We start from the raw sequence: 20,882 nt of genomic DNA on the forward strand, positions 1-20,882 counted from the left end.
CTCCCTATTTACTCGATTTCCCTATTTCTTAGGCCAGACTCCACCCTCACCATAACGGCTATTAGTTTGTATTCCTTTTCTTATTCGTGCTCTACGGCACCAAGTACCTATTCGGTACGTAAATCAGTTTAAGATCGCCATTTCTATTTTCGTGGTCTACGCCACCAAAGCCCCGCCGCGATCTTTGTTCACGACTGCGTTACAGGTAAGCTGAGCTTCCACAAAAGCGCGGCCAATTTACGAGCAAGCGCAGCTATTGCTTTTTGTGCCACACCATGTCGGCTATAAATTCGGTTGTAGAACTCCCTGGCCCACTCATCTCGCTGCTTCCACACCCAAGCTGCTTCAATCAGTAAACTTCGTAATCGCTTTTGACCGACCGGGCGAAGTGTTGCCTTACCCTTGCTGCCTCCACTTTGCCGCATCACTGGCGCAAGGCCCAGGTAAGCTGTCACCTCTTCGCTGCGATTGAAACGTTCCGGGCGGTAAACCTCTGCCGCAAAAGTCGTGGCCACGACTTCGCCAACGCCGGGAACGGACCTCATGGCGGCAATACGTCTTGCCTCGTCTTGTTCCCGGATGCTTATTCGCAAACGCTGATCCACTTTGCGTTGTGCACAAGCGAAGTACTCCAGTTCATCGAGCAAGCTTTCAAGAGTCTCTTTTGCCCCCGAAGGAAGTTCCACCTGATGAAGTGTGAGTATGGCAGCCTTGCTCCAATGGTCCAGATCGGCAGGCTCCTGCGCTCCAAGATAAAGAAGAAGTGAACGAATCCGTTGTTTAGCTCGACGAAGAGAGTCGGTGAGCTGATGCCTTCGACGCTCAAGAGCACGGAAGGCTTCAGCTTCAACGGAAGGAATGGCGATTGGTCTGATCAGGCCGGAGGCTGCCAGCTCTGCCAGTTTGCGGCAGTCCAGGCTGTCGGTCTTGTTGGTAGCGGTAATGGGGCGCGGGATTCGGCTTGGCGCAGCAACGACAACCGTAACACCTTCTGCTTCGAGGCTCCTGGCCAACTCAAAGCCAGTCGGTCCAGATTCATAGCAAACCGCGCCAACCTCAACAGGTAATGACATGACAAGCCGGGTGAGTGCTGTTGCATCAGCCGGACAAGTCCAGTCCTTCACGGCACCATCAGGTCTGAGCAAAGCCACGCTGAAACTCAGCTTATGGACGTCCACTCCTATCCATACCTTCTCGCCGGAAAACGCTTCAACAAACCGATGAACAGATGATACTTTGAGCTTTGCCATGTCGGCCTCCCTTGGTTTTGGGGTTCACTGGTACTGTTACCAGCAAAACTTGGGAGTGCCGACATGGTATTTCTTTTGTCGAGCTACATGAACTTGGTTCCGAACAACGTGGCCCGACGGACAAACATCTCGATCATTCCGTCATAGTCGAACTTGGCCACGCCCCAGGCGAGGTCGTCCGTGTCCATGCCCGGCAGATACACCTCCACCAGAACGTTCTTGGTCACCCGCCGGTGATCCTTCCACAGGCTGGCGGCAAAATCCTTGAAGGCCTCGCGGTCGGGCAGCTTGGTGGTGGAGAGGAATACCTTGAGGGTGATCCAGACCTGGCCGTATTCGCGGGTCTCGGTTTTTTCCAGGAACTTGAAACGGTAGCCGTGGGCGGTCTGGTCCGGCGTGGGATCAGGCCGATTGGCCTTGCGGAAGGCGGACCGATCTATAACCATGGTCTGCTGCCCTTCGGATCGAACCGGAGCCGGGGGCGCGGGCTTGACCGATGTGGATTTGACCGCTTCGGACTTGATGGCCTCCGCCGAAACAGTTGGCGCGGGCCTGGACGCGGCAGGTGCGGTTCCAGGCGTGGAGGAAACGGCCACAGGCGCGGCCACGTCGTCCGCCTGACGCGAGTTGGCGTCCATGGCGGTCCTGCGGGAATACCCCAGGGAACTGCTCTCCGAACGGATCATGTCGTTGGCCTTGAAAACCGCGTACCAGCCGTTCCCGGGCAAGCCAAGCTGCACCACGTCGCCCGGCCGCAGGGTGCGGACCAGCGGGGAAGCGGTGGTCCGGCTCTGATGGACGTCGACCTCGTTGGTCAGGGCCACCCTCTGAAATACCGGGGCCGCGGCCTGTCCACCGGCCCGAAGCCCGGCCGGTTCGGGCGTGGACGCCTTGGCCGGGGCGGGGGCGGCCCCCGCCGGGATCGGCTCCAGGTACTTTGCGCTGCAATAACCGATGCCGTTCATATTGGAACGAATGGTGGCGTCGGGTGAAAAGACCAAAATCCATTCATCTTCGGGGAAATCCATGATTACGCGTTCCATGGGCCGAAGGACGCCGACCTTCGCACTCCGTGCATCCGGTTTGGAACGGATATTCAGCTTGGTGGTCGAATAGGCCGCCTCGCCCCACGGCTTGGGCTCATACCGCCCCCGCACGGGCTTGAGGAACTTGGCGTTGGAGTAGCCCGCCGGTTTGGCCTTGTCGGCATCGGTCGCGCCGGGCTCGTACACGGCCACCCAGCCGTTCTCCTCGAAGGCGACCCGAACCTTCTGACCGGCGTAAAGACTGCCGACCCACTCCCCCCGGGCCGAGCGGTCGTCACGAAGGTTGAGAGGACGGTCCGCATACATGATCTTGCCGAAGGCGAAGGCATGGGACGCGGACAGAATGAAAAGGACTGCGGCAACAACGGGGAAAAATATTCTGCGCATGGGAATCACCGCCTAGATCATGGAGTTGAGTTCACGAATGACACGGTCGGTGATATCCATGGAATGGTCCACATAACCGATGATCTCCGGGTCGGTCAGGATCATGGTGAATCCCTGCTCGGCCGCGATGGTCCTGAGAATGGAGTCGGCGTGGCGCATGACGAACCGGATGAGACGACGCTCCTCGGCCTGAATCTCCTGATTGCTGGTCTGGACCAACTGCTCATAGTCGCGCACGGCCTGGCGCAACTCGTTCTCGCGCACCTGCTGCTCGCTCACGGACAGGGCGTCCGCCTTGAGCCCCTCCTGAAGCTTGTTGACCTTGTTCAGGGCCTGACGGACACGACGGTCCTTTTCCTTGCCGAGACCGGCCAGGTCCTCCTGGGCTATCTTGCCTATCTTTGATTCGTTGACGATCCGCTGCGGGTTGACGAACCCCACCTTGGAAGGCTGGGCCGAGGCCGGGACCGCAAGCAGAAGCAGAACGGCCGACAGCCACAGGGACAGGGAGATATGTTTCATCGGGATGGTAACCTCATTGCGTTGAAGAATGGCGACAGCGTAGCCGAGAACACCGCCCCCTGTCGACACCTAGAGAGTGGACAGAGGGTCGAGGTCGAGCGCGGTGCGCACGTCGCGCGGATCGGGATTGGCATGGGCCATGGCCGCATACAGCCCGCGGACCTTGCCCCAGTCGTCGGACTTGAGCAAGCAGTTGAATCGCTTGCGGCCGCGCAGCATGGACAGAGGCGCCGGGGCCGGGCCAAGCACGGAAATGCCGAGCGCCCTGCCCTGCTCGCGCAGGATTTGGCCGAGGAGATTCACGGCGGCCTGCCCGTTCTCGGACTCAGCCGGAAAACTGATGCGCACGAGGGCCATCCGCGAAAACGGCGGGTAGTGAAAAAGTGTGCGCCTGGATACTTCGCGGGCGAAAAATCCTTTGTAATCGCCGCCGAGGATTTCCTTCCAAATCGGATGATTGGGGTTGCGCGTCTGAATGAGCACCCTGCCCGGATGCTCCCCGCGCCCGGCACGGCCAGCCACCTGGACAAGGAGCTGGAACGTCCGCTCCGAGGAGCGGTAGTCGGGCAGGTTCAGGCCGAGATCGCCGTCGGCGACCACCACCAAAGTAACGCCCGGGAAATGATGGCCCTTGGAAATCATCTGGGTTCCCACCAAGACCTGAGCCTCGCCCCTGCCGAAGGAACCGAGTATCTCCTCCAGACGTTCCTGCCGCCGGGTGGCGTCCCGGTCCAGGCGCAGGACCTTGGCGTCGTCAGGCAGCAGGTCGCTCAACGCTTCCTCCAACTGCTCTGTGCCTTCGCCCATGGGAATGAAATTCGCGCCGCCGCACTTGCGGCAGGTCAGGGGATAGGCATAGGTCCGCCCGCAATAGTGGCAGACCAGCCGCTCGCGCCCCTTGTGGTAGGTCATGCCCACCTCGCAGTCCGGGCAGCGCACGGTCTCGCCGCAGTCCAGACAATACATGAGCGGAGCGTAGCCGCGCCGGTTGAGCATGACGATGACCTGCTCTCCGGCCGCGACGGTCTCGCGCACGGCCTCGCGAACGCGATTCGACAAAAGCTGCTTCGAACTGCCCAGGTCGGTGATGTTGACCAGCTCCACCTCGGGCAGACGGCTCTCCCCCACGCGCTCCTTCAGGGTGGACACGCGGATAAGCCCCTGGCTGGCGGCGTGGAATGTCTTGACGTCCGGCGTGGCCGAACCGAGCAGAAGCAGCCCCTTGCTCCGGCCCGTGCGGAACCAGGCCACCTCCTTGGCGTGATAGGCCAGCCGCTCCTCCTGTTTGAAGGACTCGTCGTGCTCCTCGTCCATGACAACCATGCCCAGATCGGGCAGGGGCAGAAACACGGCGGACCTGGTTCCGACCACGATGACAGGGTCCCCGCTCCCGGCCAGCTCGCGAAAGGAAGCCTCCCGCTTTCCCGGACTCTGGTAACCGTGATAAAAAATGGTCCTGTACTGCGGAAAACGATGAGCCACGGTGCGGTAGAGCTGACAGGCCAGGGCCACCTCGGGCGCGAGAAACAGCACGGACCGCCCCTGCCGAAGCAGCCGATCGGCCATCTCCATATAGAGCACGGTCTTGCCGCTGCCCGTCACGCCGTGAACAAGGTGCGCGCCGCCGCCCTCCTCAAGAGTCTCGGTCATTTCCTTCAGCGCCAACTGCTGCTCGTCGGTCAGGACGTACTCGCAGCCCGGGTCCTCGCATCCCTTCCCGGTCTCGTCCATCTGCGCCAGAAGATCGGCGGTCGGTTCGCCCACGCGGACCACTCCGGCCGCTTCGAGCTTGGCGGCCACGTCCGGCGCCCAGTCGCCCAGGGTGTGCCGCAGAGAATAAAGACTCTGCGGCCCGTTCTCCATGAGATACTCCAAAAGCCGAAGCTGCCGCTTGGCGTTCGGGCGGACGGCCCACGGGGGATCGGATTCAAGAGAGACGAACCGCTCCTCGGCCTCCTTCTTCGCATTGACGCGCACGCGCATACGGTCGCCAAGCCAAAGTTCCAGGAGCGCGGCCCTGTCCTCATCCCCCGCCCGAGCCAGGTCGGAAGGACGCATGGACGCGGGCAGGTTGCGCCCGGTCATGTGCCGGTCCACCTTGAAGGTCACCGAGGCCGTGCGCAGGCCGCGCGGCAGGGCGATCTCCAGGATACGGCCCACATGAACCATCTGCCGGGCGGCGAGGTTCACGGCCATGTCCACGAAATCGCCATCGAGAAGCGGCGTATGCTCAAGCGGCCAGATCATATCCTTCACCGCGACGCCCTTGGGGGCCTCGTCCGCCGGGCCGACCACCACGCCGGCGCGATGCGACTTGCCAAAGGGAATGATTACCCGCTGCCCGGGCGACAGGGTCGGGAAATGGGAAGGCCGCCCGTAGGTCCACGTTTCATAGGGTGGACTGACGAGCGTTACCAGCCAGAGATCGGCCATGACGGACCTACTCCGCCCCGGGATAACGAAATGACTGCCGCAGAATATCGAACGGCTGCGCAGGCTCGGCGCACGGAGCGGCATCAAGCGCGTCACCCGCGTAAAGTTCTTCGCTGTCCGCGCCGTTGAGCCTGACCCAGCTCACGTCGGCCGCGAGTTCGACGCCATCCGCCCGCACCGTCACCTTTTGCGGCACACGGTATCCGGCAAAGGTCCGATAGTCGGAAAACGCCACGGAAACCATACCCGCATCCGAGGGATAACGGATCAGGAGCGGAGCCAAATCCTCGTTGTTGAGGTGGACCGTTGGACCGGACTTGTCCGCCGGGGCCGCGCCAAGCATGAGACACGGCGCATCGCCGCAAAAGCCATAGCTGCCCGAGGTCACGTCCACGCCCCAATATTGCCAGGTCTGCACGGGATTGGGGACCATCCAGACAAACAACGGCGACAAAGGGAAATTCCCGGAAGTGCACGCCGCGACCACATTGCCGAGGGACCCCACGGCCAAGGCCTTGTCACCCGCATTCCACTCCTGCCGCCACCGGCCACGTGCAAACCACAGATCGACCGATACGCCGGGATAGTCCGGGAAGGTCATCTTGGCCTGCCAGGAACGCATTGGGCCGTAATTCTTCTGTAGGCGCGCGGCCAGCTCCTCGCCGTCGGGCACGAAGGCGAACGAAGGCAGCGCGGTCAGACACACCAGCAATAGCGCGAAAAGAGTCTTCATGTTCTCTCTGGATTCCGGATGGAAAAGGCGGGCGCTCTCGCGCCCGCCGGTTCAAAACGCTTTAGGACGAGCAGGACAACAATTCCTGAAGCCGCTTGACGAGATCGTAGCGCAACTCCTCGTCCTGCAGGGCGAAGTAGATATTGGCAGTGAGATATTCCACCCAGTCGCCCGCGTCAAACCGCTGGCCGCCCAGCCTGACGGCGATAAGCTTGTCCTGGTCGGCCAGCCCCTGAAGGGCATCGGTAAGCTGAATCTCGCCGCCGACGCCTGCCCGCTGTCCTTCAAGAATATCGAAGATTTCCGGCAGGAGCACGTAACGGCCGATGATGGCCAAATTGGACGGGGCCTCCTCGGCCTTGGGCTTCTCCACGAGATTGGTCACGCGGTAGGTGTGCGAATCAATGACCTCGCCCTTGATGACGCCGTACCGGCTGACCTTTTCCTTGGGGACCTCGATGACGCCGACAACGGCCTTTCCGGTCTCCTTGGCGGCTTTTATCAACTCGCCGATGCCGGTGTTCTTGCCGAACATGAGGTCATCGCCGAGCATGACGGCGAAGGGCTCGTTGTTGCAGACCTCGCGGGCGGTCAGCACCGCGTGCCCGAGACCGAGCTGCTCCTTCTGGCGCACGCCGATGACGTTGACCAGACCGGCCACGCGACGGACCTCTTCGAGCAAAGCCGTTTTGCCCGCCCTCTCCAGAAGCTGCTCCAAAAGGAAGTTCCGGTCGAAATGGTCCTCGATGATGGTCTTGTTCTGGTTCGTGACAAAGACAACGTCGCTTACCCCCGCATCGATACCCTCTTCGACGATATACTGCACGATGGGCTTGCGGAAAATGGGCAACATCTCCTTGGGTACGTTTTTTGTGGCCGGGAGCGAACGCGTGCCCCAACCAGCGACCGGGATGACTGCTTTCTTGATTTCCATACTGTCCTCCGCTGTGGAAGTTGTCCTATTTCAGGTGCTTCTCGCACGCCTCGACGATATCGCCGGTATACTTCTCGACCAGATCCGCGTCCGGTCCCTCGACCATGACGCGGCAGACGGCCTCGGTGCCGGAGTAGCGCAGCAGCACGCGGCCCTTGCCCTTCAGGGCGGCCTCGACCTTGCGCACGGCCTCCTGCACCTGCGGAGCCTGGTCAAAGGGAATCTTGCGTTTGACGTGGACGTTGCGCAAGACTTGGGGGAACGGCTCAAGCAAACCGGCCAGTTCGGAAAGAGGACGCTCCCGCTCGCGCATGATGCGAAGAAGCTGGAGCGCGGCCAGCAGGCCGTCGCCGGTGGTGGAGTGATCCATAAAAATGAGATGCCCGGACTGCTCGCCGCCGAGGGTCGCCCCTTTGCGGCGCATGGCCTCGACCACGTAACGGTCGCCCACATCCGTGCGCAAAAGCCGCCCGCCGTGATCCTTCATGAACAGTTCCAGCGCCATGTTGCTCATGACAGTGGCCACGAGCATGTGGCCGGGAAGCCGGTCCTTCTCCATGAGTTCCAGGGAACAAAGGGCCATGATCTGGTCGCCGTCCAGGATGCGGCCGTTCTCGTCACAGACGATAAGCCGGTCCGCGTCGCCGTCCAGGGCGATACCGAGGTCCGCGCCCTCTTCCACGACCATCCGGGCGATCACCTCGGGATAGAGGGAGCCGCACTTCTGGTTGATGTTCAGGCCGTCCGGGGCCACGCCCACGGTGATGACCTCTGCCCCGAGTTCCTCAAGGACATCGGGGGCCACGCCGTAAGCCGCGCCGTGGGCGCAGTCCAGCACGATCTTGAGGCCGTCCAGGGTCAGATGCGGGGAAAAGCTGTTTTTCAGGTAGACGATATACCGTCCGCGAGCGTCGCCGATGCGATGGGCGCGGCCCACATCCTCGGCCGGGGGATAGTCCCACCTGGTATCGTTGCCGAGGACCAGTTCGCTGATCTCGTCCTCCACCTCGTCGGGCAGCTTGAAGCCGTTTTGGTCGAAGAACTTGATGCCGTTGTCCATGAACGGATTGTGCGAGGCGGAGATGACCACGCCGAGATCGGCGCGCATGTTCCGCGTCAGGAAGGAAATGGCCGGGGTGGGCATGGGACCGACCAGAAAAACGTCCATGCCGTTGGCGCAAAGTCCGCTGGTCAGCGCGGTTTCGAACACGTAACCGGAAAGCCGGGTGTCCTTGCCGATGACCACGCGATGGTGTTTATTGCCGTTGCGAAAATATTGACCGGCGGCCAAGCCGAGCCTGAGCGCGATTTCGGGGGTCATGGGGAAGATGTTGCCCTGCCCCCGCAGGCCGTCGGTTCCGAAAAGCCTTTGTTTCATGGGATGCTCCAGATGGCCGCCTCGGGCGGCTAATTCTTCTTGATGACGGCCGTGACCGTCTCCGGGTTCTTCTTTTCGAGTCTGCACCCTTCGGGAAGGGTAACGTCATAGTCAAACTCGAACTCGCCTTCGGCAGCCTTCTCTCCGAAGGCCACCGTGGCAATGATGGATTTTCGGTATTCGTCGTCGTGGAACAGGAAGACCGGCCCCTCAATCAGCAACCGGACATACCGCTGCTGGACGTTGGCCTTGAACCCTTCCGGGGCCTGGAATTCGATGGGCACCTTGACCCATATCTCGCGGGTCTTTGGTTCGAAAAAGGCCTCCACGCCGACCTGGCCGGGCTGCGCCTCAATCTCGTCGGGCACTTCCACGGCCACATCCTCTGCCCACGATCTGGGCACGTCCTCGGGGAAATCCCCCTTCAGCACCACGCGGGTCTTGGAAATCTTGCGTAGCATGGTTTCGGGGCCGCGAACGACAACCACGTCAGGCGAGACCGTGACCTCCTGCAACCGATAATCGGAATTGAGATTGCCGGTCCAGGCGGCCTCAACCGCGATCTTCTTGGAGATTCGCCGATCCACGGTGAGCCGGAGGCGGTTGGGTTTGACCTCGATGATTTCGTAGGTGGAGGACAGGGGAATCTTGTCCGGATCGATGTCCACCACCTGCTCGCCCACCTTGAGATTGCTGACATTGACCGGATAGACGAGGTTCTGGGAGGGAAGGTTGCCCACAAGCCCCTTGGGGCCGCGCAGGCGCACCTGAATCTTGTCCACCAGACCGTCCTCGATAATCAGTCCTTCCGGGGGATTGGTCATGACCACGGGCATATCCACCCAGGTCTCGACCACCTCACGGCCGGTAACCAGAAACCAGGTGAACACGGCCAGGGCAATGGACAGCAATATGGTTTGCCAGTTTCGCAACATATCAGCGCCCCAAAGCGTTCTTGAGTACGCGGCGCAACCGCGTCTCGTCCAGACTGGTCGTCAGACGGCCGTTCATGGCCACGGAGACTTCGCCCCGTTCCTCGGAAACAACGATGGTGATGGCATCCGACCCCTCGGAGATGCCCAAGGCGGCCCGATGCCGGGTGCCGTACATGGGCTGGCCGCGCAACTTGTTCGACAAGGGCAGGATACAGGCGGCGGCCACGATGCGGTCGCGGCGGACGATGATCGCCCCGTCGTGCAGCGGCGTATCCGTAAAAAAGATGGTCTCGATGAGTTCCTTGTTGACCTTGGCGTCCAGCTCCACGCCACGCTCGATGATGTCACCGAGCGGCATGTTCTTCTCGATGACGACGATCGCCCCGGTGGAAGAACGCGACATGCTCATGACCGCCTGGGTCAACTGGTCCAGGGTGTCGTCGCGAACATTGGACTTGGTCCAGAACCGCTTGGTGCCCACCGAGGCGAGCGCCTTCCGGATATCGGTCTTGAACAGGATGACCACAACCAGAAACAGTGATGTCAGGAATTCGCCAAGCAGCGCGTTCAGGGTGTAAAGGTTGAACTTTTCAGCAATGTAGTAAACCACGAGTACCACCACCAGGCCATAAAGCACGGCGGCTGCCCGGGTTCCCCGAACAAGCACGATGATGTTGTAATAGATGAAGGCCACCAGTCCGATGTCGACCAGGACCCTCCAGGTTACTTGAATGCCGAAAAGCTCAAACATGCTGTTTTACTACGCCAATTCACGAGCTATGGTCAACGTTTGTCGAGTCAGTTCCACTTCATGCACGCGGTGAATGGGCACGCCCTTCGCCGCCAGCAACGCGGTGGCCGCCTGGGTGGCGTTACACCGCTGGCCGACCTCAAGCCCGAGAAGCCCCTGCCACAGGGACTTGTTGGACAGCCCCATGTAAATCGGCAGGCCGAGCTTGTGAAAACGCTCGATCTCCCGGAGGATGGTCAGATTGTGCTCAAGTTTTTTGCCGAAACCGATGCCGGGGTCAAGAACCACCCGATCCAGGGGAAGCCCTGCGTTGCCCAGAACCGCCAGACGTTCCTCAAAAAAAGCCATGATCTCGGAAACAACATCCCCGTAGCGAGGCTCGTCCTGCATGTCCTCGGGACGGCCAAGGGAATGCATGAGCACGTAGCCGGGCTTGTATTCTGCAAGCACGTCGAGCAGTTCAGGCTCGAAGCGAAAGCCGGACACGTCGTTGATGATGGCGGCCCCGGCCTCCAGGCAGCGGGCGGCCACCTTCGCCTTGTAGGTGTCCACGGATATGACCGAGTGCGTCCGGGCTTCGATAAGCCCTTCGATCACGGGCAGGACCCGACGGAGTTCCTCGGCCTCGTCGACCGAATCGCTGTACGGCCGGGTGGACTCACCGCCCACATCAAGGATATGCGCGCCCTGACGAGCCAGTTCGAGGGCATGAGCCACGCCCGAAACAGTGTCGGCGTGCGTTCCGCCGTCATAAAAGGAGTCCGGGGTCACATTGACGATCCCGGCAATGAAGAAGGGGGCAGGTCCCAAGACCTTGCCCCCCTTAACTGTCCATGTGGTATCGTTCATCATTTGCGTGCTTGTTGATTATTGGAGCTTGTTCTTGCCGTCATCCCCGTCGGGCTCGTCACCGCCGTCATCAAGGATGAAGTCGTCACCGGAGTCGCCGGAGTCGCCGGGCTTTTCGCTCACAGGCTCATAGCCGGGACCGGACGAAGATGCAGCCCTGCCGTCGGCCGTGTAGCCGGAAGCGGTGTCGGAACGACCGTTGCCGGAATTACCGTTGCCGGATTTGCCGCCCTGCTCCATGGGGGGCAGTTCCTTGCCCGCCATCAGCAGATCGATGTCTGCGCCGGTAATGGTTTCGCGCTCCAGAAGCGCCATGGAGATGGCGTCAAGAACCTCGCGGTTGTCCTTTATGATCGCGGTGGCCTTTTCGTAGGCCTCATCCACGAACCGGCGGACCTCGGAGTCGATCAGCTTGGCCGTTTCCTCGCCGTAGTTCTTGTTATGGATAAGCTCGCGGCCCAGGAAAACCTGTTCCTGGTTGTCTCCGAAGCTCATGGGGCCAAGCTTGTCGGACATGCCCCACATGCAGACCATGTTGTGGGCCGTCTTGGTGGCCCGCTCGATATCGTTGCTTGCGCCGGTGGTCAACTGGTCGAGAACGACCTCCTCGGCAACCCGGCCGCCCATGAGCACGGCCATGTTGTTGCAGAGATACTGCTTGGAGTAGTTGTGCCGATCCTCGCCGGGCAACTGCATGGTCACGCCGAGAGCGCGTCCGCGCGGGATGATGGAAACCTTGTGCACGGGGTCGGTGCCGGGCAGAAGCTTGGCCACCAGGGCGTGACCGCCCTCATGGTAGGCCGTGGTCCGCTTGTCCTCTTCGGAAAGGATCATGGACCGCCGCTCGCGGCCGCCCATCATGACCTTGTCCTTGGCCTCCTCGAAATCGTCCATGTCCACCCGGTCCTTGCCAAGCTTGGCCGCGCCGAGCGCAGCCTCGTTGACGAGGTTTTCCAGGTCGGCGCCCGAGAATCCGGGAGTGCCCTTGGCGATGATTTCCAGGTTCACCTCGGGGGCCAGCGGCGTCTTGCGGCTGTGCACCTTGAGGATGCGCTCGCGGCCGCGAAGGTCCGGATTCGGAACCACCACCTGACGGTCGAAACGGCCGGGCCGGAGCAGAGCCGGGTCAAGCACGTCGGGACGGTTGGTGGCCGCCACCAGGATGACGCCCTCGTTGGACTCGAAGCCGTCCATCTCCACAAGCAACTGGTTCAGAGTCTGCTCGCGTTCGTCATGACCGCCGCCGAGTCCTGCGCCGCGCTGGCGTCCAACGGCGTCGATTTCGTCGATGAAGATAAGGCAGGGGGCGTTCTTCTTCCCTTGGGCGAACAAGTCGCGCACGCGGGACGCACCCACGCCGACGAACATCTCGACAAAGTCCGAACCGGAGATGGAAAAGAACGGGACATTGGCCTCGCCGGCCACGGCCCGCGCCAGAAGCGTCTTACCCGTACCCGGGCCGCCCACCAGGAGCACGCCCTTGGGGATTCGGCCGCCCAGGCGGGTGAACTTGCGCGGTTCGCGCAGAAAGTCCACCACCTCGGAAAGCTCTTCCTTGGCTTCGTCCACGCCAGCCACGTCGTCAAAGGTGACCTTGGCGGTCTCCTCGTTTACCAGACGGGCCTTGGAGCGGCCAAAGCTCATGGCTCCGCGTCCTCCGCTGCCACCGCCCTGCATCTGGCGCATGAAGAATATCCAGACGCCGATGAGCAAGATCATGGGGAACCAGGACAGAAGCAGTGTCATGTACCACGGCGACTCGTCCGGCGGCTCGGCCTTGACCTCGACGCCCTTGGAGATAAGGGTCTCGATCATGCGGGGATCTTCGGGAGCGTAGGTCTGGAACTGCTCGCCGGAGCTCTTCAGGCCGACAATCTTCTGGCCCTGTATCTTGACCTGAGCCACGGAGCCGCTGTCCACCATGGCCAGAAACTCGCTGTAGGAAGGCGTGTCCTTGGGGACTGGAGGCTGGTTGAAAAGGTTGAACAAGACGACCATCAGGATGAAGATGATCGCCCAGATGACAAGATTTTTCATATGGTTGTTCAAAGGAGAGTCCTCCGTAATGGTCTAAGGAACGGCCCGGGGGGCCCACTTGAAACCGCGTTACCGCAATTTCAGGTATCTAGAGTAATGCCGTCGTTTCAAAAATCAAGTGGATCGGCAAAAAAACTCGGATTACGGATATCCCCTACAGGGAACCCAGCCACTTCCGCAACGCCTTGATCTGTGCGGCCACGGACGCCGGGCCTGTGCCGCCCGGAGTGATACGCCGCTCAATGGCCGCCTCGTAATCGAGCACCCCGTAAACGTCTTCTCCGATCTCGCCGGAGAACCGCTTCAGTTCGGAGAGCTCAAGCTCCTCCAGCCCCACGCCCTTGCCCTCGGCGTAGGCCACGGCCGCGCCGGTGATGTGGTGCGCTTCGCGGAAAGGCACGCCCTTGGCCGCCAGGTAGTCGGCCAGTTCGGTAGCGTTGAGAAACCCGCGCTTGACGGTTTCCGCCATCTTTTCGGGCACGAACTCCATGAGCCGGAGCATGTCGGCCATGATGCCGAGAGACGTGACGACCGTGTGGTCCGCATCGAAGAACGGCTCCTTGTCCTCCTGAAGGTCCCGGTTATAGGTCATGGGCAATCCCTTCATGAGGACGAGCAGCCCCATGAGAGAGCCGACCACCCTGCCGGTCTTGCCGCGCATGATCTCGCAGGCGTCGGGGTTCTTCTTCTGGGGCATGATGCTCGATCCCGTGGAATACTGGTCGGGCAGCTTCACGTAGCCGAAGTTCGGATTGGCCCAGATGATAAGCTCCTCGCACATCCGCGAGAGGTGCGTCATCACCAGCGACCCAGCGAACACGGCCTCAAGCACGAAGTCGCGATCGGACACGGCGTCCATGGAGTTGGCGAAGGTCGCCTCAAGACCAAGATCCTCGGCCACGAGCTTCGGGGCCACCGGATGGGTGGTTCCCGCCAGGGCGGCAGCGCCGAGCGGCATGACCCGGACCCTTTTCAGGGCGTCGGACACACGCTCGTAATCGCGCTTGAACATCTGGCAGTAGGCCAGCAAATGATGGCCGAGCGTCACGGGCTGAGCGGGCTGGAAGTGGGTGCAGCCGGGCAGCATGGTGTCCCGATGCTCCTCGGCGCGGTCCACGTAGACCTTGACGAGCGCGGCCAGCGCTTCCTGCCATGCGGCCAGTCGGGTCGCAACATGCAGGCGGAAATCCAGGGCCACCTGGTCGTTGCGGCTGCGCGCGGTGTGCAGCTTGCCGCCCAGCGGTCCGATGATCTCGGTCAGCCGGGACTCGACGTTCATATGCACGTCTTCCATCTCGGCCTTCCAAACGAACTCGCCGGACTCGATCTCCGCCTTGACCTTGTCCAGGCCATCGCAGATGGTCCGCGCCTCGTCCTCGGTCAAAAAGCCCTGCTTCGCCAACATGCGGGCATGGGCCTGGGAACCGCGTATATCCTCGGCGTAGAGAAGCCGGTCAAAGGACACGGATTCGGAAAACGCCTCCATGGACGCGGCCGTCGCCTCGGCGAACCGGCCGCCCCACATCTTCTTGTCTGTCATAATTTACTCGCAGGAGTCTTCGGACTCTTTGCCGCCCCACTTGGACTGCTGCATACGTCCCTTGAGCCGCAGCCCCACCAGCTTGATGAACCCGGCGGCGTCGGCCTGATCGTACACGTAGTCTTCCTCGAAGGTGGCCAATTCGGAATTATAAAGAGAGAACGGCGACTTGCGGCCAAGCGGCACGCAATTGCCCTTGTACAGCTTGAGCCGCACGGTGCCGGTGACCCTTTCCTGGGACTTGTCGATCATGGCCTGCAGGGCCTCGCGCTCGGGCGAGAACCAGTATCCGTAGTACACCATCTCGGCGTACTTGGGAATGAGACTGTCGCGCAGGTGCATCATCTCGCGGTCCATGCACAGCCCTTCCAGGTCGCGATGGGCGGCGGCCAGAATGGTTCCGCCGGGGGTCTCGTACACGCCGCGGGACTTCATGCCCACGAAGCGGTTCTCGACCATGTCAACGCGGCCGATGCCGTGCTTGCCGCCCAGCTCGTTGAGCTTGGCCAGCAGGGCCGCCGGGGAATACTTGACGCTGTTGATCGCGATGGGATCGCCCGCCTCGAAATCAATGGTGATTTCCTCGGACTCGTTCGGGCACTTTTCGAACGGGAGGATGTTGCGGTAGCAATCCGGGCCGGGCGCGTTCCACGGATCTTCCAGCTCGCCGCCCTCGAAGGAGGTGTGCAGCAGGTTGGCGTCGATGGACCACGGCTTCTTGCGGCTGACCGGAATGGGAATGTCGTTTTCCCTGGCGAAATTCATCAGATCGGTGCGGGACTTCAGCTCCCACTCGCGCCAGGGGGCGATGGTGGACAACCTCGGGTTCAGGGCCATGGTGGCCAGCTCGAAACGGACCTGGTCGTTGCCCTTTCCGGTAGCGCCGTGGGCCACTGCCTGCGCGCCCTCCATTTCGGCGATCTCGACCATGCGCTTGGAGATCAGCGGACGGGCGATAGCCGTGCCGAGCAGGTAACGGCCCTCATACAGGGCGTTGGCCCGGAACATGGGGAACACGTAATCACGCACGAATTCCTCGCGCAGGTCCTCGACGTAGGCCTTGACCGCGCCGGTCTTGAGCGCCTTCGCCTCGATGCCGTCCATCTCCTCGCCCTGGCCGAGATCGGCGGTCATGCAGATCACGTCGCAGTTGTAGTTGTTCTTCAGCCACTTGAGAATGATGGAAGTGTCCAGCCCGCCGGAATAGGCCAGCACGACCTTATCTATCTTCTGCATTGAATAGTCCTCGTTGCTTGTCGAATTATTTAAAGGCCCACTCAAGGATCGCCTTTTGCGCGTGAAGCCGGTTTTCGGCCTGGTCCCAGACCACGGATGCCGAAGACTCGAACACGACCTCGGAAACTTCCTCGCCCCGGTGGGCGGGCAGGCAGTGCATGAAGCAGGCGTTGGAAGCAGCCAGCCCCATGAGGGCCTCGTCCACCATGAACCCGGCGAACGCGGCCTCGCGCTTCTTCTGCTCCTCTTCCTGGCCCATGGACGCCCACACGTCGGTGTTGACGTAATCGGCCCCGGCCACGGCTTCCTTGGGATCGCGGGTCAGGGTGATCTTGGCGCCCATATTGACCGCCTTGTCCATGATGGCCATGTCGGGAGTATACCCGTCAGGGCAGGCGAGACGCAGCTCGTAGCCGAAGGCGGCCGCGCCGTTGATGAAGGAATGGGCCATGTTGTTGCCGTCGCCCACCCAGGCCACCTTGACCTTGTCCAGGTCGGGGGTGCGTTCGTACATGGTCAGGACGTCGGCCATGACCTGGCACGGATGGTATTCGTCGGTCAGGGCGTTGACCACCGGGATATCGCCGTAATCGACCAGGGTTTCCAATTTCTCCTGGCCGAAGGTTCGCACGATGAGCCCGTCGGCGTATCGGGAAAGAACTCGGGCGGTGTCCTTGAGCGGTTCGCTGCGGCCGAGCTGGGAATCGCGGGCGGTGATGAACACCGGGTCCCCGCCCAGTTGACGCACGCCCACTTCAAAGGACACGCGGGTTCGGGTGGACGCTTTTTCGAAAATCAGCAGCAGGGTCCTGCCGTCCAAGAGATCGGTGCGGACCTTATTGTCCTTCATTTCCTTGGCGCGCAGGATCACCTGCATCGCTTCGTCCCTGGGAATGTCCAGAATGGTCAAAAAATGTTTGGGCATCGTACGGTTACTCCATCATCTATTGCCGTGATATCAGGAAAGAGAAAGATTTTGGCCCAGATTAATTTGAATGTAAAGGAATTAACCGGCGGAACCAAGGCGGGACGGGGCATTCGGTTCAGGAGTGCTTCTTGAGCCAGTCGTAAAACTGCTTGAGAGTCAGGGACCTGCTGGCCGGTCCGCTGCGGACGTAGAACTCTTCGCCCTTGGCCGCGTCGAGAATGACCGGAGCTGGCGCCGGAACGCAGTGGACACGCAACACCCGCTTCTCCCCCATCCTGATGACCCGGCTGTCGATATAGCGCGAAAACTCCGCGCCGATATGCCGATCCACGAGGTTGTTGAAATGCAGAAGCGCCCTGTCGTCGCTGTCGAACCCGTCCTCATCGAAGCCGGTCACACTCCCGTCGTCGGCTACGCCGACAAGCAGGGTGCCGCCCTCGGTGTTGAGAAAGGCGGACACGGTCTTGAGGCAGGCGTGCTCGATCTCCTTGCCGTTCTTGCCGGCTTTCAGGTTGAAACGGAGGGTCTGCTTGAATTCGAGCCTGCCACCCTCCCCCGACCGGATGAGTTCCCGCACGTCCGCCGCCGTGGCTGCGGCCTCGCGCTTCATGCCCAACGCCTCAATCCGGCCCCTGTTGCGGTGCAGAATGAAAAGCACGCCAAAGGCAATCAAAATAAGAACCACGGCCCCGCCCTGCAAAAAGGAATCGCTGGTCAGGGTGGAAAGCACGTTCTTGCGTGGAACGGCCACGCCCAGGGAAAGGGTGTCGCCAAAAATGGACAGGGGCATGGCCCAGGTCCACCAGACCTCGCCATCCACAATAAAGGAAAACGGTTTGTCCGGCGCGCCCTTGGGACGCGCGGCCAGTCCGGTCACGGCCTGTCGAACCACGGGGTCGACCAGCTCGTCGGCCGTCAGAACCTGCCCGACGGATTCGGGCGGCACATTCACGCCGAGACCGCTGACGGGCATCGCGCGGCCGTCGCCCCAGTAAAGGAAAATCCGTTCCGCTCCGCCATGCTCGGCCTCATTGAGCTGGGAGAGAATGGCTTCGGCCTGAAAAGCGAAGGAAAGCATGAGCCGCTCGCCGCCGCCCGACTCCACCAGCGTCGAGGCCGTGATCCAGGCCGCCTTGACGTTATGGAAGCGGCCCGCGCTGCGCCAGTTGACCTGGCCCGGCTCAAGGTGGTTGAACTCCTCGGACAGGACGCCGTCCATCTGCGAAAGATCGGGGGTTCCTTCCAAAAAAGACTCGTTGTCGGGCTTGCCGTTCTTGAGGAGCTTCGACATCAGGGCGCTATGCATCTCGTCGGGCACCGCCTCGACCATGGCTCCGTACCGCCGGGTAAGGAGATAGCGCAGCCCCTGTCCGTCACTGACCATAACGGCGGTCAGGGATTCGTGTTTTCTCAGGACCGCGCCCAGCTCCTTGCGCAGTGCGTCGGGCTTGAGGCTCTTGAGCAGCCCCTGGCCGATCTCCTGGTTGGAGCTGCGCACCGCATTGAGCAGCACGGTCACCGCACCGGACAGTCCGCGCGCGGAATTCTCGACGGCCACCACGGCCGCGTCGTGCCGAATCTCGCGCACGCCCAGATAAGCCAACCCGCCGATGGCCACCACCGTGAAGATGACGCCGTAAAAGACCAGGAGATAGAGTTGGCTGCCCCTTATGCCGCGCATGACTACCTGCCGTCCTCCGAACCCGCGTATTCGAGCAGAACCCGGTCCACGGCCGCGTCGGTCATGTCGAACATGACCTCGCCGTGGTCGAATCCCGCCAAATGAAGCAGTCCGTGGGCCAACAGCCGGGCCAGATGCTCCAGCGGGGCCTGGCCGTACAGGTCGGTCTCGCGGGCCAGCGCGTCCACGGACAGGGCCAGCTCGCCGAGGAACGTGCCGTCGGCATCATCTTCCCCATCGCCCGCGCCGTCGCCGTCCTCCGCTTCGTCGGCATTCCAGGCCGGAAAACTCAGGATGTTGGTCGGTCCGGTGCAGCCGAGGAATTCCCGGTTGAGCCGGGCGATCTCACGGTCGTCCACCAGCTTGAGGATGAAGGTGCCGCCGGTCAGCTCCAGGGCGTCCAGCAGAGTCTCGGCCAACGAGCCCAGTTCATGCCGGGACAGGGGAAACCTCGGGTCGAGCCGGGTCTCGCAGAGAATGTCCGCCGGACCGCTCACGATCACTCCCCGTTGCCTTCATGGACCTCATAGGCCCTGACTATACGTCCCACCAGGGGGTGACGGATGACGTCCTTCTCGTCGAATGCGATGAACTTCACACCCGCGACCCCTTCGAGAATGCGGCGGGCATGAAGCAGACCGGATTTGGAATGGACCGGCAGGTCGATCTGGGTGACGTCTCCGGTGACCACGGCCTTGGAACCGAAGCCGAGCCGGGTCAGAAACATCTTCATCTGCTCGGGCGTCGTGTTCTGGGCCTCGTCCAGAATAATGAAGGAATCGTTCAGGGTTCGACCGCGCATGAAGGCCAGCGGAGCCACTTCGATAACCCCGGATTCCTGGTAGTCCTGCACCTTGGCGAAATCGAGCATGTCATGCAGGGCGTCGTACAGGGGGCGAAGGTACGGATTGATCTTCTCCGCCAAGTCACCGGGCAGGAAGCCGAGTTTTTCCCCCGCCTCCACCGCCGGACGGGTCAGGACGATACGCTTGACCTCACGGCGGACCAGAGCGCCCACGGCCATGGCCACGGCCAGATAAGTCTTGCCCGTACCCGCCGGGCCGATCCCGAAGGTCATGTCCGAATCGCGAATGGCGTCGAGATATTCCCGCTGGTTCAATGACTTGGGCGATACGGTCCGTTTTCCCGAGGTGGCGTAGACGTCACCCTTGAAGACCTCGCCCACGTCGGCCGAAGGCTGGCGTTCGAGGATGCGGCAGGCGAAATCCACGTCCTGCGGGTACACGGACTTTCCGCGCCGTATCATGGCATAGAGTTGCGTCAGGACCTGGGTGGCCAGATCGCCCTTGGCGTCCTCCCCTTCCGGGGTCTGGATGACGAGGGTATTGCCACGGCTTTCGATGCGCACCCCGAGGCGTTCGCCCAACAATTTGAGGTGCTGCCCCTGGGGGCCGAAAAGCTGGCTGGCCATATGGCCATCGTCAAATTCGAGTTTCGTAGAAGACAGAACGGTTTCCTCCGTATCAATCCTTGGCGCGCAGGAACATCCACCTGCACACCTTTCGTTCCAGCACATTGGCGACCTCGTACAGGGCCGCGCCCATGATGGACATTCCAAGGATACCCGAGAACATGGTCAGATAATCCATGGCCCCCCAGGCATCCATGATCATATAGCCCAGCCCCCTGGTGGTGGCAAAGGATTCCACGAAAAAAAGCACGGCCACGGACACGCCGGTGCCGAGCCTGAGTGCCGTGAACCCGTGCGGCAGGGCCGCCGGAAGCAGGACCTCGCGCAGAACGTCCATGTTGGAGCCGCCCAGGGAGCGGACCGAGTCGAAATACTTGGGATGGATAGAGCGCACCCCGTCGCGCGTGGTGACCAAAATCTGATAGCCGAGGATAAGGGCTATCATGGCGATCTTGGACGTGTCGCCCAATCCCAGCAGAAGCAGGAAGATGGGCAGAAGCACGATCTTGGGCACCGGATAGGTCAAAAAGACGAAGGGAGCCATGATCTTGTCCACCCGCCTGACGCTGCCCATGACGAGCCCCAGGGGAAAAGCGGTCACCCAGGCCAGTGCCATTGCGGTCACCGAACGATATAGGCTGACCCCGAAATGTTCCCAGAAGATTCGCGTGGTCATGGCCTCGGCGAGCGCGGCCAGAGCGTCCTCGGGATGCGGCAGGACAACCCCGCCCAGGGACAGGGCGGTCAGCTTCCACAAAATGCCCAGGACCAGGATAACCAGCCCGTAGCGCAACATGGCGGCAAACAGCT

The 20,882-nt window shown here is 61.6% G+C and carries 18 protein-coding genes; all 18 read right to left on the bottom strand.

All coding sequences use genetic code 11. The features are described from left to right. Nucleotides 1-188 precede the first annotated feature (188 nt). The 18 genes from LF599_RS11540 to LF599_RS11625 all read right to left on the bottom strand — a co-directional run bounded on the left by LF599_RS11540 (nucleotide 189) and on the right by LF599_RS11625 (nucleotide 20,868). Nucleotides 189-1,250, bottom strand: coding sequence for an IS110 family RNA-guided transposase (locus LF599_RS11540; RefSeq protein ID WP_269942321.1), 1,062 nt, complete (start codon nucleotides 1,248-1,250; stop codon nucleotides 189-191). Between the two features lie 83 nt (nucleotides 1,251-1,333). Continuing rightward, nucleotides 1,334-2,683 carry an SH3 domain-containing protein gene (locus LF599_RS11545; RefSeq protein ID WP_279520863.1) on the bottom strand — a complete coding sequence of 450 codons (1,350 nt, stop codon included), beginning with the start codon at nucleotides 2,681-2,683 and terminating at the stop codon, nucleotides 1,334-1,336. 12 nt (nucleotides 2,684-2,695) lie between these two features. Then, nucleotides 2,696-3,205: an OmpH family outer membrane protein gene (locus LF599_RS11550; RefSeq protein ID WP_269942317.1), complete on the bottom strand. Its 510-nt coding sequence runs from the start codon at nucleotides 3,203-3,205 to the stop codon at nucleotides 2,696-2,698. 69 nt (nucleotides 3,206-3,274) lie between these two features. Then, complete coding sequence (gene priA / locus LF599_RS11555) at nucleotides 3,275-5,638, bottom strand: replication restart helicase PriA (RefSeq protein ID WP_279520864.1); 2,364 nt, start codon at nucleotides 5,636-5,638, stop codon at nucleotides 3,275-3,277. A 7-nt stretch (nucleotides 5,639-5,645) separates the two neighbouring features. Next, the gene (locus tag LF599_RS11560; protein ID WP_269942316.1) at nucleotides 5,646-6,371 is read right to left on the bottom strand and encodes a LolA family protein; all 726 of its coding nucleotides are present in this window, start codon (nucleotides 6,369-6,371) and stop codon (nucleotides 5,646-5,648) included. A 61-nt stretch (nucleotides 6,372-6,432) separates the two neighbouring features. After that, nucleotides 6,433-7,305, bottom strand: coding sequence for a UTP--glucose-1-phosphate uridylyltransferase GalU (galU, locus tag LF599_RS11565; RefSeq protein WP_279520865.1), 873 nt, complete (start codon nucleotides 7,303-7,305; stop codon nucleotides 6,433-6,435). A 25-nt stretch (nucleotides 7,306-7,330) separates the two neighbouring features. After that, nucleotides 7,331-8,683: a phosphoglucosamine mutase gene (gene glmM / locus LF599_RS11570; protein WP_279520866.1), complete on the bottom strand. Its 1,353-nt coding sequence runs from the start codon at nucleotides 8,681-8,683 to the stop codon at nucleotides 7,331-7,333. Nucleotides 8,684-8,712: 29 nt separating this feature from the next. Continuing rightward, a complete protein-coding gene (locus tag LF599_RS11575) occupies nucleotides 8,713-9,618 on the bottom strand; it encodes a CdaR family protein (RefSeq protein WP_279520867.1) in 906 nt (301 codons plus the stop codon). Nucleotide 9,619: 1 nt separating this feature from the next. Next, nucleotides 9,620-10,369: a diadenylate cyclase CdaA gene (gene cdaA / locus LF599_RS11580; RefSeq protein WP_279520868.1), complete on the bottom strand. Its 750-nt coding sequence runs from the start codon at nucleotides 10,367-10,369 to the stop codon at nucleotides 9,620-9,622. Nucleotides 10,370-10,378: 9 nt separating this feature from the next. After that, nucleotides 10,379-11,221, bottom strand: a complete 843-nt coding sequence (gene folP / locus LF599_RS11585) for a dihydropteroate synthase (protein ID WP_279520869.1) — start codon at nucleotides 11,219-11,221, stop codon at nucleotides 10,379-10,381. A 15-nt stretch (nucleotides 11,222-11,236) separates the two neighbouring features. After that, nucleotides 11,237-13,267: an ATP-dependent zinc metalloprotease FtsH gene (gene ftsH / locus LF599_RS11590; RefSeq protein WP_279520870.1), complete on the bottom strand. Its 2,031-nt coding sequence runs from the start codon at nucleotides 13,265-13,267 to the stop codon at nucleotides 11,237-11,239. 142 nt (nucleotides 13,268-13,409) lie between these two features. Further along, nucleotides 13,410-14,795, bottom strand: coding sequence for an argininosuccinate lyase (gene argH / locus LF599_RS11595; protein ID WP_269942313.1), 1,386 nt, complete (start codon nucleotides 14,793-14,795; stop codon nucleotides 13,410-13,412). A 3-nt stretch (nucleotides 14,796-14,798) separates the two neighbouring features. Further along, nucleotides 14,799-16,031, bottom strand: coding sequence for an argininosuccinate synthase (locus LF599_RS11600; protein ID WP_279520871.1), 1,233 nt, complete (start codon nucleotides 16,029-16,031; stop codon nucleotides 14,799-14,801). A gap of 25 nt (nucleotides 16,032-16,056) precedes the next feature. Continuing rightward, on the bottom strand, nucleotides 16,057-16,956 hold the full coding sequence (argF, locus tag LF599_RS11605; protein WP_279520872.1) for an ornithine carbamoyltransferase: 900 nt from the start codon (nucleotides 16,954-16,956) through the stop codon (nucleotides 16,057-16,059). 118 nt (nucleotides 16,957-17,074) lie between these two features. Continuing rightward, nucleotides 17,075-18,640, bottom strand: a complete 1,566-nt coding sequence (locus LF599_RS11610) for an AlbA family DNA-binding domain-containing protein (protein ID WP_279520873.1) — start codon at nucleotides 18,638-18,640, stop codon at nucleotides 17,075-17,077. Between the two features lie 2 nt (nucleotides 18,641-18,642). Next, nucleotides 18,643-19,143, bottom strand: coding sequence for an rRNA maturation RNase YbeY (gene ybeY / locus LF599_RS11615; protein WP_279520874.1), 501 nt, complete (start codon nucleotides 19,141-19,143; stop codon nucleotides 18,643-18,645). Then, nucleotides 19,140-20,072 (bottom strand): PhoH family protein, encoded by a 933-nt coding sequence (locus LF599_RS11620; protein ID WP_279520875.1) that lies wholly within the window; start codon nucleotides 20,070-20,072, stop codon nucleotides 19,140-19,142. Before LF599_RS11620 ends, ybeY begins: the two co-directional genes overlap by 4 nt. A gap of 52 nt (nucleotides 20,073-20,124) precedes the next feature. Further along, entirely contained in the window at nucleotides 20,125-20,868 is a 744-nt protein-coding gene (locus tag LF599_RS11625; RefSeq protein WP_404823755.1) for an ABC transporter permease, read from the bottom strand. Between the last annotated feature and the right edge of the window lie 14 nt (nucleotides 20,869-20,882).

It is taken from the genome of Pseudodesulfovibrio thermohalotolerans (assembly GCF_021353295.2).
In the GTDB taxonomy this organism is placed as follows: Bacteria; Desulfobacterota; Desulfovibrionia; order Desulfovibrionales; family Desulfovibrionaceae; genus Pseudodesulfovibrio; species Pseudodesulfovibrio thermohalotolerans.